General features: G+C 66.6%; 14 protein-coding genes. 11 read left to right on the top strand and 3 right to left on the bottom strand.

Annotated elements, in window-relative coordinates; genetic code table 11:
- Nucleotides 1–64: 64 nt before the first annotated feature.
- Complete coding sequence (gene fsa, locus SIDU_RS01470; protein ID WP_007683665.1) at nt 65–718, bottom strand: fructose-6-phosphate aldolase; 654 nt, start codon at nt 716–718, stop codon at nt 65–67.
- A 144-nt stretch (nt 719–862) separates the two neighbouring features.
- Here fsa and SIDU_RS01465 point away from each other — a divergent pair, with 144 nt between their 5' ends.
- A complete protein-coding gene (locus SIDU_RS01465; protein ID WP_007683663.1) occupies nt 863–1,528 on the top strand; it encodes a DUF2490 domain-containing protein in 666 nt (221 codons plus the stop codon).
- Nucleotides 1,529–1,573: 45 nt separating this feature from the next.
- Nucleotides 1,574–3,745: a primosomal protein N' gene (locus SIDU_RS01460; RefSeq protein ID WP_007683661.1), complete on the top strand. Its 2,172-nt coding sequence runs from the start codon at nt 1,574–1,576 to the stop codon at nt 3,743–3,745.
- Nucleotides 3,746–3,927: 182 nt separating this feature from the next.
- Here SIDU_RS01460 and ada read toward each other — a convergent pair whose 3' ends face one another.
- Nucleotides 3,928–4,989, bottom strand: a complete 1,062-nt coding sequence (ada, locus tag SIDU_RS01455) for a bifunctional DNA-binding transcriptional regulator/O6-methylguanine-DNA methyltransferase Ada (protein WP_039979699.1) — start codon at nt 4,987–4,989, stop codon at nt 3,928–3,930.
- Nucleotides 4,990–5,106: 117 nt separating this feature from the next.
- On the opposite strand from ada, the gene SIDU_RS01450 reads away from it, so the two are divergent.
- From SIDU_RS01450 to SIDU_RS01410, 9 genes are all read left to right on the top strand, one after another.
- On the top strand, nt 5,107–6,657 hold the full coding sequence (locus SIDU_RS01450; RefSeq protein ID WP_007683657.1) for a S1C family serine protease: 1,551 nt from the start codon (nt 5,107–5,109) through the stop codon (nt 6,655–6,657).
- Between the two features lie 216 nt (nt 6,658–6,873).
- Nucleotides 6,874–7,428 carry a F0F1 ATP synthase subunit delta gene (locus SIDU_RS01445; RefSeq protein ID WP_007683654.1) on the top strand — a complete coding sequence of 185 codons (555 nt, stop codon included), beginning with the start codon at nt 6,874–6,876 and terminating at the stop codon, nt 7,426–7,428.
- 10 nt (nt 7,429–7,438) lie between these two features.
- Nucleotides 7,439–8,968: a F0F1 ATP synthase subunit alpha gene (atpA, locus tag SIDU_RS01440; RefSeq protein WP_007683652.1), complete on the top strand. Its 1,530-nt coding sequence runs from the start codon at nt 7,439–7,441 to the stop codon at nt 8,966–8,968.
- A 119-nt stretch (nt 8,969–9,087) separates the two neighbouring features.
- Nucleotides 9,088–9,714 (top strand): LysE family translocator, encoded by a 627-nt coding sequence (locus tag SIDU_RS01435; RefSeq protein ID WP_007683650.1) that lies wholly within the window; start codon nt 9,088–9,090, stop codon nt 9,712–9,714.
- A 3-nt stretch (nt 9,715–9,717) separates the two neighbouring features.
- Complete coding sequence (locus tag SIDU_RS01430) at nt 9,718–10,602, top strand: F0F1 ATP synthase subunit gamma (RefSeq protein ID WP_007683649.1); 885 nt, start codon at nt 9,718–9,720, stop codon at nt 10,600–10,602.
- A 25-nt stretch (nt 10,603–10,627) separates the two neighbouring features.
- Nucleotides 10,628–12,073 carry a F0F1 ATP synthase subunit beta gene (gene atpD / locus SIDU_RS01425; RefSeq protein WP_007683648.1) on the top strand — a complete coding sequence of 482 codons (1,446 nt, stop codon included), beginning with the start codon at nt 10,628–10,630 and terminating at the stop codon, nt 12,071–12,073.
- A gap of 162 nt (nt 12,074–12,235) precedes the next feature.
- Entirely contained in the window at nt 12,236–12,490 is a 255-nt protein-coding gene (locus SIDU_RS01420; RefSeq protein ID WP_007683647.1) for an ATP synthase F1 subunit epsilon, read from the top strand.
- Between the two features lie 250 nt (nt 12,491–12,740).
- The gene (locus SIDU_RS01415; RefSeq protein ID WP_013040865.1) at nt 12,741–14,267 is read left to right on the top strand and encodes a CpaF family protein; all 1,527 of its coding nucleotides are present in this window, start codon (nt 12,741–12,743) and stop codon (nt 14,265–14,267) included.
- Between the two features lie 124 nt (nt 14,268–14,391).
- Nucleotides 14,392–15,198, top strand: a complete 807-nt coding sequence (locus SIDU_RS01410) for a class I SAM-dependent methyltransferase (RefSeq protein WP_007683645.1) — start codon at nt 14,392–14,394, stop codon at nt 15,196–15,198.
- A 247-nt stretch (nt 15,199–15,445) separates the two neighbouring features.
- Here SIDU_RS01410 and SIDU_RS01405 read toward each other — a convergent pair whose 3' ends face one another.
- Nucleotides 15,446–16,261 (bottom strand): HpcH/HpaI aldolase/citrate lyase family protein, encoded by an 816-nt coding sequence (locus SIDU_RS01405; RefSeq protein WP_007683644.1) that lies wholly within the window; start codon nt 16,259–16,261, stop codon nt 15,446–15,448.
- Nucleotides 16,262–16,304: the final 43 nt, after the last annotated feature.

Here is a 16,304-nt window from a genome sequence, read left to right as displayed (position 1 = left end):
TTGCGACGGAAAAGATACGCCACTGCGCTCCTGCGCAGGCAGGAGCGCAGTTCAAATGCCGGAATTACAGAACCGACTGCCCGGTCTTTTCCCAATCCGCCAGGAAGCCGGCAATGCCCTTTTCGGTCAGCACATGGTTGAACAGCGCCTTGATGACGGAGGGCGGCGCGGTCATCACGTCGGCGCCGATCTTCGCGCTTTCCAGCACATGGATCGGGTGGCGGACGCTGGCGACCAGGATTTCGGTGGCGAAGGCATAATTGTCGTAGATCAGGCGGATGTCCTCGATCAGCTTCATGCCGTCGAAGCCATTGTCGTCATGCCGCCCGACGAAGGGCGAGATGAAGGTCGCGCCCGCCTTCGCCGCCAGCAGCGCCTGGTTGGCGGAGAAGCAGAGGGTGACGTTCACCATCACGCCCTCGCCCGTCAGCGCCTTGCAGGTCTTCAGGCCGTCGATGGTCAGCGGCACCTTGATGCAGACATTGCCGGCGATCTTCCGCAGGACGGCGGCTTCCTTCATCATCGTCTGATGGTCGAGCGCGACGACCTCCGCCGAGACCGGGCCATCCACGATGCCGCAGATTTCCTCGACCACTTCCAGGAACTTGCGCCCCGACTTGTGGATCAGCGAGGGGTTGGTGGTCACGCCGTCGAGCAGGCCGGTGGCGGCGAGATCGCGGATTTCGTTGGTGTCGGCGGTGTCGACAAAGAACTTCATGGGGTCTGCTCCGGCGGAGGAAAGGTCGAATCGCCTTCCCTTTAGCCGCTCCCTGACGGATTAGCCATTATTGCCGGACGCAGCCCCTTTACCTGCCGCACGGCGCGACATTATGACGGCGGCACCTTTCCAAAGGACCGATCCATGCCCCGCCGCCAGCGTCCCCGCCACATATCGGACGCGCTGATCCCCGTCGGCCTGCTGGCCGCCCCGCCCGCCCTTGCCGCCAACCCGGAAAACCAGTTCTGGATGACCGAATCGCTGGTCGTGCAGGCAAGCGATGCGGACATCGTGTCGCTCGACCTCAGCCAGCGTTTCCGCAAGGCCTCCTCCAATGGCGAGCAGCAGACGGTGCGCGTCCTGATCGACCATCGCATTGCAAAGGCGATGCAGGTCGGCGGCGGGCTCGCCTATTTCCGATCCGGGCCGGAACAGGAGATGCGGCTGTTCCAGCAGGTGACGCTGACGAAAGGCGTCTGGATGAGCCGTACCCGGATCGAGCAGCGCTTCTTCGATACGGCCGACGGGGCAAGCTGGCGGCTGCGGCAGCGGGCGCAGGCTTCGGTGCCGCTCGACGCGGCGAAGCGGTGGACGCTGATCGCGGCGGCAGAATTCATGTTCCACCTGAACCGCGCCCGCCCCGGCGACAGGCTGGGCCTTGCCGTCCTGCGCAACCAGATCGGCCTGCGCCATCCGATCGGCAAGGCGCTGGACGCGCAACTGCTCTACATGCGGCAGCAGACATTCCGCGACGGCCGCCCCGATGCGGTGGCGCACATCCCCTGGCTGACATTGAGCTGGAAGATCTGACGCTTCTGCCTTGCCTCGCCCGCCCCTGCCATTAGGGAAGGGGCCATGAGTTCGCGCGCCCGTGTCATCCTGCTGAACGCCGCCCTGGGGCCGCTGGACTATCGGGTGCCGCATGGGATGAGCGTGCAGCCCGGCAGCATCGTCGTCGCGCCGCTGGGTCCGCGCCAGATCGTCGGCGTGGTGTGGGACGAGGACAGCTTTCCCGAAATCGAGACCGTGGGCGACAACCGCCTGCGCAACATCGTGGGGCCGGTCGACGCGCCGCCGGTGCCCGAAACGCTGCGCCGCCTGATCGAATGGACGGCGGACTATTATCTCGCCCCCATCGCCGCCGTGCTGCGCATGACGCTGGCGTCGATGGCAGCGCTGGAGGGGGCGCGCACCGTCATCGAATATCGCGCCACGGGCAACCTTCCCGACCGCATGACCGAACAACGCGCGCAGGCCATGGAGCGCATCGGGGAACGGCAGGGGCTGATCCGCGAACTGGCGCTGATCGGCGGGGTCAGCGACGCGGTGATCCGCGGCCTCGTCAAGGCGGGCGCGTTCGAGGCGGTGGAGGTCAGCGTCGATACCCCCTTCCCCATGCCGAATCCCGACCATGCCCCGCCGCTGCTGTCCGACAAGCAGGGCGCTGCCGCCGACCAGTTCATCGCCGCGGTCAGGGAACGGACCTTCGCCCCCTTCCTGCTCGACGGCGTGACCGGATCGGGCAAGACGGAGGTCTATTTCGAGGCGATAGCCGCCGCCGTCCGGGAGGGACGGCAGGTGCTGGTGCTGCTCCCCGAAATCGCGCTGACCGAGCCGTTTCTGGAGCGTTTCGAAAAGCGCTTCGGCACGGTCCCCGTCAACTGGCACAGCGGCCTGCGCCAGAGCGAGCGGCGGCGCGCCTGGCGGGCCATCGCGGCGGGCGAGGCGTCGGTGGTGGTCGGCGCCCGCTCCGCCCTGTTCCTGCCCTATCCCAATCTGGGCCTGATCGTGGTCGACGAAGCGCATGAGGCCAGCTTCAAGCAGGAGGACGGGGTCCATTATCACGCCCGCGACGTGGCGGTGATGCGCGGCCTGATCGAGAAATTCCCCGTCATCCTCGCTTCCGCCACCCCCGCCATAGAGACGCGGCATCAGGTGGAACTGGGCCGTTACAAGGAGATCAAGCTGCCCTCCCGCTTCGGCGGCGCGACAATGCCGGAGATCGAGGGCATCAACCTGCTGACCGACCCGCCGGAACGCGGCCGCTGGATCGCTCCCCCGCTGGTCCGCGCCATCGACGAGACCATGCAAAGAGGCGAGCAGAGCCTGCTCTTCCTCAACCGCCGGGGCTATGCGCCGCTGACGCTGTGCCGCCATTGCGGCTATCGTTTCCAATGCCCCAATTGCAGCGCCTGGATGGTCGAGCATCGGCTGACCCACCGCCTCGCCTGCCATCATTGCGGCCATGTCGTCCCCGCCCCCCGCTTCTGCCCGGAATGCAAGGAGGAGGACAGCCTGGTCGCCTGCGGCCCCGGCGTGGAGCGGATCGCGGACGAGGTGAAGGCGCTCTGGCCGCAGGCGCGCACCGCCATCGTCACCTCCGACACGCTCTGGTCCCCCGCCAAGGTCGCGGAATTCGTGAAGTCGGTGGAGGCGGGCGCGGTCGACATCATCATCGGCACCCAACTCGTCACCAAGGGCTATCATTTCCCCAACCTGACGCTGGTGGGGGTGATCGACGCCGATCTGGGGCTGGAGGGCGGCGACCTGCGCGCGTCGGAACGCACCTTCCAGCAGATCGTGCAGGTGGCGGGCCGCGCCGGGCGAGGGCAGAAGCCGGGCCGCGTCTTCATCCAGACCCGCATGCCGGAGGCGGAGGTGATCCAGGCCCTGATCGCGGGCGATTCGGAGCGCTTCTACGAAGTCGAGACGGAGAATCGCCGCCGCGCCAACGCCCCGCCCTTCGGCCGCTTCGCCGCGATCATCGTGTCCAGCGAGGATGCCGACGAAGCCGCAGAGGTCGCCCGGCTGATCGGCAAATCCGCCCCCTCGATCGACGGGATGCGCGTCTATGGACCCGCCCCCGCCCCGCTTTCCGTGCTGCGCGGGCGGCATCGCCATCGCCTGCTGATCCACGCCGCCCGGCAGGTCGACGTGCAGGGGGCCATAAGCGAATGGCTGGGCAATCTCACCTGGAAATCCGGCACGCGGGTCGCGGTCGACGTCGACCCCTACAGCTTCATGTGATCAGCGCGCGGCCGAGGGGCCTTTCCTCTTCGCCGCCTCCGCATCGAACTGCCTCTTGAGCTCCAGCGCCGCGTCGCGCATGCCCGACGGGTGCGGCGAATAGGCCAGCGGATCGAGCAGGCGGGACGCAGCGGCATATTCCCGCCGACAGCAGCCTGAAAGAAAAGCGAAAAAGCGGCGGTTCAGCCGCGCTTTTCCCGCTCCAGCAAGGCCCGCTTGCGCTGCGTCCCATAGGCGTAGCCGCCCAGGCTGCCGTCGCTGCGCAAGACCCGGTGGCAGGGGATCAGCACGGCGAGATTATTGCCCCCGCAGGCCGTCCCGGCCGCCCGCACCGCGCCGGGCCTGCCGATCGCCGCCGCGATCTGGCCATAGGTCCGGGTCTCGCCCGGCGGGATGGCGCGCAACGCGGCCCACACCGCCTGCTGGAAGGCGGTTCCGCTGACGTCCATCGGCAAGTCGAGCGGTTCCGCCGGATCGTCGATCAGCCGCGCGACCCGCGCCGCCAGCGCCGCCAGCCCCTCATCGGCGGGCAATATCTCCGCCTTCGGGAAGCGCCGGCGCAAATCCGCCTCATCCTCGTCGAAGCTGATCCGGCACAGCCCCCGCGCCGTGCCAGCCACCAGCACCGGACCCAGGCCGGTCGGCACCACCGCATGGCGAATCGCCGCGCCCCGGCCGCCATCCTTCCAGGCGCTGGGCGTCATGCCCAGATGCCGCTCCGCATCGGCATAGGCGCGGCTGGGCGCGTTATAGCCCGCCTCATAGATCGCGCCAGTGACGCTGCCGCCCTCCTCCAGCGCGCTTTTCAGCCGCTCGGCGCGCAGCGACCGGGCATAGGCGGCGGGCGTCATCCCCGTCTCCCGCTTGAACAGGCGGTGGAAATGATGCGGCGCATAGCCCGCATGCGCCGCCACCTCCTCCAGCGAGGGCGGCGTCGGCGCGGCGGCGATGAAGGCGACGGCCGCCTCCACCGCCAGCCGGTCGCGCCCCACCTCGTCGGGGCGGCAGCGCAAGCAGGCGCGGAAACCCGCCGCCCGCGCCGCCTCCGGATCGGCCAGGAAGATCATATTCTCCCGCCGGGGATGCCGCGCCGCGCAACTGGGCTTGCAATAGATGCCGGTGGTCAGCACGGCCCCCACGAACCGCCCGTCGAAGCCGCGGTCGCGCCTCAGAAAGGCATTCCAGCAGGCATCGGCGTCGGGCATCGCCTGCATCGGTGCGTCGATCTGTCTCATCTCGCTCATGAATAGGCGATAGCCGCACCCGACGCACCAGGCTTCCCGCCGCTTGCGGTCAAAAAGCGGTTTCGCGCTTTTTGCGCATTGCCTCAATCCCACCATCGCATATGAATGCCGCCAATCATGGTCGCACTGTTCCGTCGCCTCGCCCCTCTGCTGGCCGCCCTCCTGGCTCTTGCCGGACCGACGGGCGCGCGCGCCGAACAGCAGGACATCGCCGCCGCCGCCCGCGGCGTCGTCCGCATCGTGCTGGTCGCGACCAACGGCTCCGAAGCCTATTTCGTCGGCCATGGCAGCGGCTTCGCGGTCGCGCCGGACAAGATCGTCACCAACGCCCATGTGGTCGAACTGACGCGGGAGGAGAAGGATCTCGTCATCGGCGTCATCCCTTCGGAGGGGACCAGGACCTATGGCGGCCGGATCATCGCCTTCTCGCCCGGCAACGACCTGGCGCTGATCCAGTTGGAGGAAGGCCGGCTGCCCGTCAGCACCTTCTATGCCGGGGCGGTGAGCGACGGGCAGCATGTGACCGCCATCGGCTATCCCGGCACGGTGGACCGCGCGCAGGGCCTTGGCCTCAAGCAGTTGGTGGAACCGCTCGGCACGGTGAAGACCAGCGGCAATGTCTCCTCCGGCCGGGCCAGCCGGAATTTCGACACGGTGCTGCACACCGCGCCGCTGGCTGCGGGCAACAGCGGCGGGCCGCTGGTGGACGATTGCGGCCGGGTGCTGGGGGTCAACAGCTTCGGGTCGGTCTCCGACGGCAATGACGCGGAATTCGGATTCGCCGTGTCCTGGCGGGAGGTCGCCTCCTTCCTGCGGCAGGCGGGGGTTTCCTCGCTGCACACCATCGTCCCCTGCCGCTCCATGGCGGAGGCGGACGCCGCCGAAGCCGCCCTCACCCAGCGGGAGGAGGCGCGCAGCGAACAGTCGGAGCGCGCCCGCGCCGACGCCCGCGAAGCCGCGCTGGACAAGGCCCGCGACACGGCCGAACGCGACGTCATCTCCGCCCGGGAGAACGCGATGGCGGGCGCGGCCGTGCTGCTGGCGCTGGCGGTGCTTGGCCTGGGCGCGGGCGGCCTGCTCTACAGCCAGGGCCGGGAAAGGCGCGCGACCTGGTGGCTGGCGGGCGGCGGCGTCCTGCTGTTCGCGGCGATCGGACTGTTCTTCCTCAAGCCCAGCTTCTCCAGCATAGAGGAACGGATCAAGCTGCCGGAGGACGTGAGCGTCACGGGCAACAACGCCTATGCCTGGGCGGGCGACAATGTCTGCCGGGTGGACATGAACCGCAGCCGCCTCACCATATCCCAGCCCAACGACATCGCCTTCCACTGGGCGGAGGGCGGCTGCGTCGACGGCGACACCCAATATGTCTCCTCCGGCACCGGCTGGCAGCGGGCCGCGGTTCCCGACGATCATAATTACGTCACCGTCAGCCGCTTCGAGCCCGTGACCGGCACGCTTCGGGTCCAGCGCTGGCTGCCCGACATCGACACCATGGCCAAGGCCCGCGCGCTTGGCGGCGGCGCCATCAAGGGATGCGGGGGCGATTCCGCCCTGCTCGCGAAAATCGCCGCCTTGCGGAACGATCTTTCCGCCTTGCTCCCGGCCCAGCCCAACGAACGGATCGTCTACCATTGCCAAAAGGGTCGGCTGACGCCGGGCGAAGGGTGAAGGCGGGGGCCGCCGATCCGCGATTCGGCGCATATGGAAACCCCGTCAAATCGCAATGATTTCATACTGACGGTCGAATCGCGTTCCATGGCTTGCATAGTCACAATCCCACTGCTAACCGGCCCCCCAACAGGGGACCGGGACGAACAGAACCGCGCCCCCTTTTTGCATGACCGGCGGATCAGGGCCGGGTATCAAGTGGAGGACGGTAAGCGCGTGGAGACGACCGGCGGTATTCAGGCCAGCCTCAGCGGCCGCTATGCGGTGGCGCTGTTCGATCTGGCCCGCGACGGCAAGACGCTCGACACCGTCGCGGCGAGCCTTGCTGCGCTCAAGGCGGCACTGGCCGAATCGGCGGACTTCAAGGGGCTGGTGAACAGCCCCGTCCTCAGCCGCGATACAGCAGGCAAGACGATCGCCGCCGTCGCATCCGCCATGGGTCTCGATCCGCTGACCACGAATTTCCTGGGCGTGCTGGCTCAGAACCGCCGCCTCTCGCAATTGCCCGCGATCATCCGCGCCTATGAAACGCTGCTGTCGAATCACAAGGGGGAGGTCCGCGCAGAAGTGACGAGCGCCCATCCGCTCGACGCCGGACAGGTCAGCGCCCTGCAACAGGGCCTGCGCGCCCGCGTCGGCCGCGACGTCGCGCTCGACGCCAGGGTCGATCCCGCGATCCTGGGCGGGCTGGTCGTCAAGATCGGCAGCCAGATGATCGATTCCTCCATCCGCACCCGTTTGAATAGTCTCGCCCACGCGATGAAAGGCTGAAAGGCTGAACATGGATATCAACGCCGCAGAAATCTCGAAGGTCATCAAGGACCAGATCGCCAATTTCGGCACCGAAGCGCAGGTGAGCGAAGTCGGTTCCGTGCTGACCGTGGGTGACGGCATCGCCCGCGTCCATGGCCTCGACAACGTCCAGGCGGGCGAAATGGTCGAATTCGCCAATGGCGTGCAGGGCATGGCGCTCAACCTGGAAGCCGACAATGTCGGAGTCGTGATCTTCGGCTCCGACGCCGAGATCAAGGAAGGCGACACCGTCAAGCGCACCGGCACCATCGTGGACGTGCCCGTCGGCAAGGGCCTGCTGGGCCGCGTCGTGGACGGCCTCGGCAACCCGATCGACGGCAAGGGCCCGATCGCCTACACCGAGCGCAAGCGCGTCGAAGTCAAGGCGCCGGGCATCATCCCCCGCAAGTCGGTGCACGAACCCGTGCAGACCGGCCTCAAGGCCATCGACGCCCTGGTCCCCGTCGGCCGCGGCCAGCGCGAGCTGATCATCGGCGACCGCCAGACCGGCAAGACCGCCGTAGCCATCGACACCTTCATCAACCAGAAGGGCATCAACGCGGGCGACGATGAGAGCAAGAAGCTCTACTGCATCTACGTCGCCGTCGGCCAGAAGCGCTCGACCGTCGCGCAGATCGTGAAGCAGCTCGAAGAAAATGGCGCGATGGAATATTCGATCGTCGTCGCCGCGACCGCTTCGGAACCCGCTCCGCTCCAGTATCTCGCCCCGTACACGGGCGTCACCATGGGCGAATTCTTCCGCGACAACGGCATGCACGCCGTGATCGTCTATGACGACCTGTCCAAGCAGGCCGTCGCCTATCGCCAGATGTCGCTGCTGCTGCGCCGTCCTCCGGGCCGCGAAGCCTATCCGGGCGACGTGTTCTACCTGCACAGCCGCCTGCTGGAGCGCGCGGCGAAGATGAACGACGCCAACGGCGCCGGCTCGCTGACCGCGCTGCCCATCATCGAAACCCAGGCGGGCGACGTGTCGGCCTATATCCCGACCAATGTGATCTCGATCACCGACGGCCAGATCTTCCTGGAAACCAACCTCTTCTACCAGGGCATCCGCCCGGCGATCAACGTCGGCCTGTCGGTGTCCCGCGTCGGTTCCGCCGCGCAGACCAAGGCGATGAAGAAGGTGTCCGGCTCGATCAAGCTGGAGCTGGCCCAATATCGCGAAATGGCGGCCTTCGCCCAGTTCGGTTCGGACCTGGACGCCTCGACCCAGAAGCTGCTGAATCGCGGCGCGCGCCTCACCGAACTGCTGAAGCAGGCCCAGTTCTCGCCCCTCCCCTTCGAGGAGCAGACCGCGTCGATCTTCGCGGGCACCAACGGCTATCTGGACAACATCCCGGTCAAGGACGTGACCCGCTACGAGGAACTGATGCTGGCCTATCTGCGCCACGACCATGCCGACGTGCTGGCCGCGATCCGCGACAGCAAGGATCTGGGCGATGACGCCAAGGGCAAGCTGAAGGCCGCGCTGGACAGCTTCGGCAAGACCTTCGCGTAACGCACAACCCCCGTCATCCCAGCGAAAGCTGGGATCTCAGGCCGGATAGGACGACCCTGGAGGCAAGAGATGCCAGCTTCCGCTGGCATGACGAGAAAAGGAAGAATGAAGCCGCGATAATGCTCACCGCCCATTCCCTCCTTGCCTGGACCGTGATGTCGATCGGTCTGGTGCTGCTGCCGGGACCGGACACCATGCTGGTGGCCGGCCACGCGGCGCGCCGTGGGCTGAGGGCGGGGATGGCGGCCATCGGCGGCATCCAGCTTGGCGGGCTGTTCTACATGGCGCTGTGCGGCTTCGGCTTCCTGAGCGTGCTGAACGCGGTGCCGGGCCTGTTCATGGCGGTGAAGGTCGCGGGCGCGATCTATCTCGCCTGGCTCGGCCTGCAGATGGTTCGCGGCGCGCTCAAGCCCGCCCCGGCTTCGGAAGCCCCCCGGATGCGCATCGGCGGATCGCCCTTCATGCAGGGTTTCGTCAGCACCGTGCTGAACCCGAAGGTCGCGATCTTCTTCCTCGCCGCGCTGCCGCAATTCGTCGGCACCGGCCCGGACGCGCCGTGGCAGGGCATGCTGCTGATCGCCATCGTCTATGCGCTGGGCTTCCTCTGGTGCGCCCTTCTCGCCGTCCTCGCCACCAAGGCGGGGCGCAAGGTCGGGCAGAGCAGCGCGATGCGCTGGTTCGAAGGCGCCATGGGCGTCGGTTTCTTTGGTCTCGCGGGCCGCCTGGCCCTTGCTCGGAATGTTTGAACTATGGCTAGCCTCAAGGAACTGAAGCTGCGCATCGGGTCGGTGAAATCGACCCAGAAGATCACCAAGGCGAAGCAGATGGTCGCCGCCGCGAAGCTGCGCAAGGCGCAGGCCGCCGCCGAAGCCGCCCGCCCCTATTCCAGCCGCCTGGAAGCGGTCGTCGCCAGCCTGGCGTCGAAGATCGCGGGCGGTTCGGGCGAAGGCGCGTCCCCGCTGCTGGCCGGGACCGGCAAGGACGATGTTCATCTGCTGGTCGTCGCCAATTCCGACCGCGGCCTTGCCGGCGCGTTCAACGCCAACATCGTCAAGGCCGCCCGCGCCAAGGCCGACGAACTGATCGCGCAGGGCAAGACCGTGCGCTTCTACCTCATCGGCCGCAAGGGCCGCCCGGTCATCAACCGCACCTTCCCCGGCATGATCGTCGCCCAGTTCGACACCACCGGCGTCAAGGAACCGGGCTATGCCCAGGCCGAGGAGATCGCCCGCGAACTGACCGACATGTATCTGAACGGCAAGTTCGACGTCGCGCACCTCTTCTTCTCGCAGTTCAAGTCGGCCCTCGCCCAGATTCCGACCGAACAGCAGATCATCCCGGTCAAGATCCCGGCCGACGCCGACCGCGACGCCATCGGCGCGACGGTGGAATATGAGCCGAGCGAGGAAGCCATCCTCGACGACCTGCTGCCGCGCAACGTCACGGTGCAGATCTTCAAGGCGCTGCTGGAAAACAACGCATCCGAACAGGGCGCGTCGATGACCGCCATGGACAATGCGACCCGCAACGCAGGCGACCTCATCAACAAGCTGACCATCCAGTATAACCGCAGCCGCCAGGCCGCGATCACCACCGAACTGGTCGAAATCATCTCGGGCGCAGAAGCCCTTTAAAGATCACGCACGCAAGGAAGCAGTCATGGCAACCACCAACAATGTAGGCCGCATTTCGCAGGTCATCGGCGCCGTCGTCGACGTGACCTTCCCGGATGCGCTCCCCGCGATTCTTTCCGCTCTGGAAACCAGCAACAACGGCCAGCGCCTGGTGCTGGAAGTCGCCCAGCATCTGGGCGAGAACACCGTCCGCACCATCGCGATGGACTCGACCGACGGCCTGACCCGCGGCCAGGAAGTGACCGACACGGGCGCGCAGATCAGCGTTCCCGTCGGTCCGGCCACGCTCGGCCGCATCCTGAACGTCGTCGGCGAGCCGATCGACGAGCGCGGCCCGGTGGAAACCACCCTCTCCGCCCCGATCCATGCCAAGGCGCCGGAATTCGTCGACCAGTCGACCGACGCCAGCATCCTCGTCACCGGCATCAAGGTCATCGACCTTCTCGCCCCTTACGCCAAGGGCGGCAAGATCGGCCTGTTCGGCGGCGCGGGCGTGGGCAAGACCGTGCTGATCCAGGAACTGATCAACAATATCGCTAAGGGCCATGGCGGCACCTCGGTCTTCGCGGGCGTCGGTGAGCGGACCCGCGAGGGCAACGACCTCTATCACGAATTTCTCGACGCGGGCGTCATCGCCAAGGACGCCGACGGCAACGCGATCTCCGAAGGGTCCAAGGTGGCGCTGGTCTACGGCCAGATGAACGAGCCGCCGGGCGCCCGCGCGCGCGTCGCCCTGTCGGGCCTCACCATCGCGGAATATTTCCGCGACCAGGAAGGCCAGGACGTGCTGTTCTTCGTCGACAACATCTTCCGCTTCACCCAGGCGGGCGCGGAAGTGTCGGCCCTGCTCGGCCGCATTCCTTCGGCCGTGGGCTATCAGCCGACCCTCGCCACCGACATGGGCGCCCTTCAGGAGCGCATCACCTCGACCAACAAGGGTTCGATCACCTCGGTGCAGGCCGTCTACGTCCCCGCGGACGACTTGACCGACCCGGCGCCCGCGACCTCCTTCGCGCACCTTGACGCCACCACCGTTCTCAACCGCGCCATTTCGGAACTGGGCATCTATCCGGCGGTCGACCCGCTGGACTCGACCAGTCGCGTTCTGGAACCCCGCGTCGTCGGCCAGGAACATTATGAAACCGCCCGCGCGGTCCAGGCGATCCTGCAAAAGTACAAGTCGCTGCAGGACATCATCGCGATCCTGGGCATGGACGAGCTCAGCGAAGAGGACAAGCTGACCGTCGCCCGCGCCCGCAAGATCCAGAAGTTCCTGTCGCAGCCCTTCCACGTCGCGGAGGTCTTCACCGGCATCTCGGGCAAGTTCGTCCAGATCGAGGACACGGTAAAGTCGTTCAAGGCCGTGGTCGAAGGCGAATATGACCATCTGCCCGAAAACGCCTTCTACATGGTCGGCGGCATCGACGAAGCCATCGAAAAGGCGAAGAAGCTGGCTGCGGAAGCGGCGTAAGAGCGACCTGTTCCCCTCCCGCAAGCGGGAGGGGCCAGGGGTGGGCAGCGACCCCGGACTTGATCCGGGGGAGCCACCTATCCCGAAGCGTTGCAGGCGATTGCTTGCGCAATCGCACCCACCCCCTGCCCCTCCCGCTTGCGGGAGGGGGGAGAGTCAAAGATGGCACTGCATTTCGAACTCGTGACCCCGGAAAAGCTCGTCCGCTCGGAAGAGGTCTATCAGGTGGTCGTCCCCGGCACCGATGGCGACTTCGGCGTGCTGGAGGGCCACGCGCCCTTCATGTCGACCGTCCGCGACGGCGCGATCCAGGTTTTCGCCAGCGCCGGCGCCGCGCCGGAGGTGATCCCGGTCCGCGGCGGCTTTGCCGAAGTCAACGAAAAGGGCCTCACCGTCCTTGCGGAGCATGCCGGCTGACAGGCCGATCGACAGCCCGACCGCCCCGCTGATCCCAAAAAGGCCGCGCTCCTCATCGGAACGTGGCCTTTTTTGGTCGGCGGCTCCATCAGAACGAAAGAAATCCGCTTCGATTCGGCGCTGATCATGCGAAGCCGAACCAGGCGTCGCCACGGCCCCGCCATCCCCGCCGCATTAGCCATTTATCAAAGTTTCCGCGCTATTCACCTTTAACAGGCATGGCTGATGCACATCATTTCGGCGGAGAATCATGAGCGCGTTCGGACGTAAAAATGGACCTTCGGGCATAAAGCCCGGCTTCGGCCTTGCTCGCCCCATGCAAGGCGGCGCGCCCAGGGAAGAGGCCAAGGGCGGCGATCAATTCCCCCCCCTGGACATGACGGCCCTGCCTCCGGAAGCGCCGCTAGACCCGCTCTCCGCCCCCACCAGCCAGATGCAGCGCAACGCCGACGCGATGCAGCGCCTGTCGGATCGCGCCAATGCCGAACATGCCGCGGATGCCGGGCCGCAGGGTTTCGAAGCCTCCGTCCACAAGATCAAGGAGCAGGTTCTCCCCCGCCTGCTGGAGCGCGTTGACCCCGAAGCCGCCGCCACGCTGACCAAGGATGAACTGGCCGAGGAATTCCGGCCCATCATCATGGAGGTGCTGGCGGAACTGAAGCTGACCCTCAACCGCCGCGAACAGTTCGCGCTGGAAAAGGTGCTGGTGGACGAGCTGCTGGGCCTCGGCCCGTTGGAGGAGTTGCTGGCCGATCCCGACGTCAGCGACATCATGGTCAACGGCCCGGAACAGACCTATATCGAAAAAAAGGGCAAGCTCCAGATCGCGCCGATCAAGTTCCGCGACGAGGAGCATCTGTTCCAGATCGCCCAGCGCATCGTGAACAAGGTCGGCCGCCGCGTCGACCAGACGACGCCGCTGGCCGACGCCCGCCTGCCCGACGGCAGCCGCGTCAACGTCATCGTGCCGCCGCTGTCCCTGCGCGGGACCGCCATCTCCATCCGTAAATTCTCCGCCAAGCCGATCACGCTCGACATGCTCGCCCAATGGGGCGCGATGAGCCAGAAGATGTGCACGGCGCTCAAGATCGCGGGCGCCTGCCGCTTCAACATCGTGATTTCGGGGGGCACCGGCTCGGGCAAGACCACCATGCTCAATGCCCTCTCCAAGATGATTGACCCCGGCGAGCGCGTGCTGACCATCGAGGACGCGGCGGAGCTTCGCCTGCAACAGCCGCACTGGCTGCCGCTGGAAACCCGCCCGCCGAACCTGGAGGGCCAAGGCGCGATCACCATCGGCGACCTCGTCAAGAACGCCCTGCGCATGCGCCCCGACCGCATCATCCTGGGCGAAATCCGCGGCGCGGAGTGTTTCGACCTGCTCGCCGCGATGAACACCGGCCATGACGGTTCCATGTGCACGCTGCACAGCAACTCGCCCCGCGAGTGCCTGGGCCGTATGGAAAACATGATCCTGATGGGCGACATCAAGATTCCCAAGGAAGCCATTTCCAAGCAGATCGCCGACTCGGTCGACCTGATCGTACAGGTGAAGCGCCTGCGCGACGGTTCGCGCCGCGTCACCAACGTGACTGAGGTGATCGGCATGGAAGGCGACGTCATCGTCACCCAGGAACTGTTCAAGTTCGAATATCATGACGAGGACGACAGCGGGAAGATCATCGGGGAATATCGCTCCATGGGCCTGCGTCCCTATACGCTGGACAAGGCGCGCCAGTTCGGCTTCGACCAGCCTTTCCTGGAAGCCTGCCTGTAGGCACCGGCCCGCAAAGCGCATTCCGTAACAATCTGTTGCAGGCGGACGGATTTTCCCGCCGGCACGCTTGCGCGCGGCCTGCATCGCGGGCACATCGGACATCCCCAGGAAAAGAGGAATGCCAATGAACCGCTTAGCCCGCGCCGCCCTGCTGCTGACCGGCCTGTCCCTGCCGCTGCTTCCCCTCGCCGCCCAGCATGCGCACCATCACCAGGCGGCCGATCCGATCGCCGCCGCCATCGCCGCGCCCAGCCGCACCCCCGCCAATGTCGCCCGCGACGCCTATCGCCATCCGGCCGAAACGCTCGCCTTCTTCGGGGTGCAGCCGAACCAGACCGTCGTCGAATATGCACCCAGCGGCGGCTGGTACACGGAAATATTGGCGCCGCTGCTGCATGAAAAGGGCACCTTCTACGCGCTCCAGCCCACCGGCCGCTCGCTGGACGGCTACAAGGCGTTCCTCGCGGCAAAGCCGGACGTCTACGGCAAGGTGAAGGTCGTCCCCTTCCCGGACCAGACCGGCCTCATTCCGGCGGGCAGCGTCGACACGCTGCTGACCTTCCGCAATGTCCACAATATGGTGATGGGCGGGACGGAAGCGGCGACGTTCAAGGCCTTTTACGACCTGCTGAAGCCGGGCGGCACGCTGGGCATCGTCGACCACCGCCTGCCCGAAGGGCGCGACACGGCGCGGGAGAAGACCAGCGGCTACCTCAAGGTCTCGACCGTCCGCCGCCTCGCAGAAGCGGCCGGCTTTGAATATGCCGGATCGTCGGAGATCAACGCCAATCCCAAGGACAGCGCCGACTGGGAAAAGGGCGTCTGGACGCTGCCCCCGACGCTGCGCCATGGAGAAGTCGACAAGGCGAAATATCTCGCCATAGGGGAAAGCGACCGGATGACGCTGCGCTTCCGCAAGCCGGCGAAGTGAAACGACGCGGACAAGTGCAGAACGCGCCGAATGGCTGATTTTGGGTGGTTTCCTGTCATTCCCCCTCCCGCAGGCGGGAGGGGGTTAGGGGGTGGGCTGGCGCAACATCCGCGTTGTTTTGCAACGGCCAAGTCAGAAGCTCCCCCGGATCAAGTCCGGGGTCGCGCCCACCCCTAGCCCCTCCCGCCTGCGGGAGGGGAATGTCATGCATTGGCCATTTCCCCCACTCCAGGTTTGTCGACACCGCCTAACCCGACACCGCGTCAGCCCTGGCGATCAGCGCCCTCGCTTCCTCGACATGCATGCTCTCGATCATCCGTCCCTCGAACCGCTCGGCCCCGCCCGTCGCCGCCTCGATCAGCCGCCGCGCATCGGCAACCGCCTGTGGGTCCGGACCGAACACCTGATTGGCCACCGGCACCTGGCTGGGGTGGATCAGCGTCTTGCCGTCGAAGCCCAGCGCATGCCCCGCCGCGCATTCGCTTTCGAAGCCGGCCTCGTCGTCCAGCCGGTTGAACACGCCGTCGAACGCGGCGATGCCCGCCGCCCGCGCCGCCAGCATGACGGACTGCAGGGACAGGGCCAGCCCTTCCCGCCCGGCCGAGGGCGGTATCCCCAGATCCTGCCGCAGGTCGTTATTCCCCATGAACAACCCCGCGCAGCCCTCCGCCGATGCGATCGCCTGCACCGCCAGCACGCCCGCCGCGCTCTCGATCATCGCGATCACCGGCTTCTGGCAGACGCTGAACACGTCCTTCACCTGGCGGGCATTCTCCACCTTGGGCAGCACCACATAATCGGCGGCGGAGCCTTTCAGCGCCACCATCTCCCGCCCGTGCGTCGGCGCGCCCTCCACATTGATGCGCACCGCGCAGAGCCGTCCGCCGAAACCCTCCGCCACCGCAGCGACGGCGTTCCCCAGCGCGTCCTCCTTGCGGTCGTCGGGCACCGCATCCTCCAGGTCCAATATCACCATGTCGCAGGGCAGCGTCCGCGCCTTGGCGATGGCGCGGGGGTTGGACGCGGGCAGGAACAGCAGCGATCGGGCGTGGCGCAACAACATGACGATACTCCTTTGCCTTTCCCCATTCATGATTTCGCGTCAT

This window comes from Sphingobium indicum B90A, from assembly GCF_000264945.2.
GTDB classification, from domain to species: domain Bacteria; phylum Pseudomonadota; class Alphaproteobacteria; order Sphingomonadales; family Sphingomonadaceae; genus Sphingobium; species Sphingobium indicum.
The sequence above is the reverse complement of the archived record's forward strand: the minus strand, read 5'-3'. Positions and strand labels throughout refer to the sequence as shown.

What these genes read in the sequence shown, in the direction of transcription:
- fsa (WP_007683665.1), bottom strand. Translation starts at nt 718, where the DNA reads ATGAAGTTCTTTGTCGACACCGCCGACACCAACGAAATCCGCGATCTC.
- SIDU_RS01465 (WP_007683663.1), top strand. Translation starts at nt 863, where the DNA reads ATGCCCCGCCGCCAGCGTCCCCGCCACATATCGGACGCGCTGATCCCC.
- SIDU_RS01460 (WP_007683661.1), top strand. Translation starts at nt 1,574, where the DNA reads ATGAGTTCGCGCGCCCGTGTCATCCTGCTGAACGCCGCCCTGGGGCCG.
- ada (WP_039979699.1), bottom strand. Translation starts at nt 4,989, where the DNA reads ATGAGCGAGATGAGACAGATCGACGCACCGATGCAGGCGATGCCCGAC.
- SIDU_RS01450 (WP_007683657.1), top strand. Translation starts at nt 5,107, where the DNA reads ATGGTCGCACTGTTCCGTCGCCTCGCCCCTCTGCTGGCCGCCCTCCTG.
- atpA (WP_007683652.1), top strand. Translation starts at nt 7,439, where the DNA reads ATGGATATCAACGCCGCAGAAATCTCGAAGGTCATCAAGGACCAGATC.
- SIDU_RS01435 (WP_007683650.1), top strand. Translation starts at nt 9,088, where the DNA reads ATGCTCACCGCCCATTCCCTCCTTGCCTGGACCGTGATGTCGATCGGT.
- SIDU_RS01430 (WP_007683649.1), top strand. Translation starts at nt 9,718, where the DNA reads ATGGCTAGCCTCAAGGAACTGAAGCTGCGCATCGGGTCGGTGAAATCG.
- atpD (WP_007683648.1), top strand. Translation starts at nt 10,628, where the DNA reads ATGGCAACCACCAACAATGTAGGCCGCATTTCGCAGGTCATCGGCGCC.
- SIDU_RS01420 (WP_007683647.1), top strand. Translation starts at nt 12,236, where the DNA reads ATGGCACTGCATTTCGAACTCGTGACCCCGGAAAAGCTCGTCCGCTCG.
- SIDU_RS01415 (WP_013040865.1), top strand. Translation starts at nt 12,741, where the DNA reads ATGAGCGCGTTCGGACGTAAAAATGGACCTTCGGGCATAAAGCCCGGC.
- SIDU_RS01410 (WP_007683645.1), top strand. Translation starts at nt 14,392, where the DNA reads ATGAACCGCTTAGCCCGCGCCGCCCTGCTGCTGACCGGCCTGTCCCTG.
- SIDU_RS01405 (WP_007683644.1), bottom strand. Translation starts at nt 16,261, where the DNA reads ATGTTGTTGCGCCACGCCCGATCGCTGCTGTTCCTGCCCGCGTCCAAC.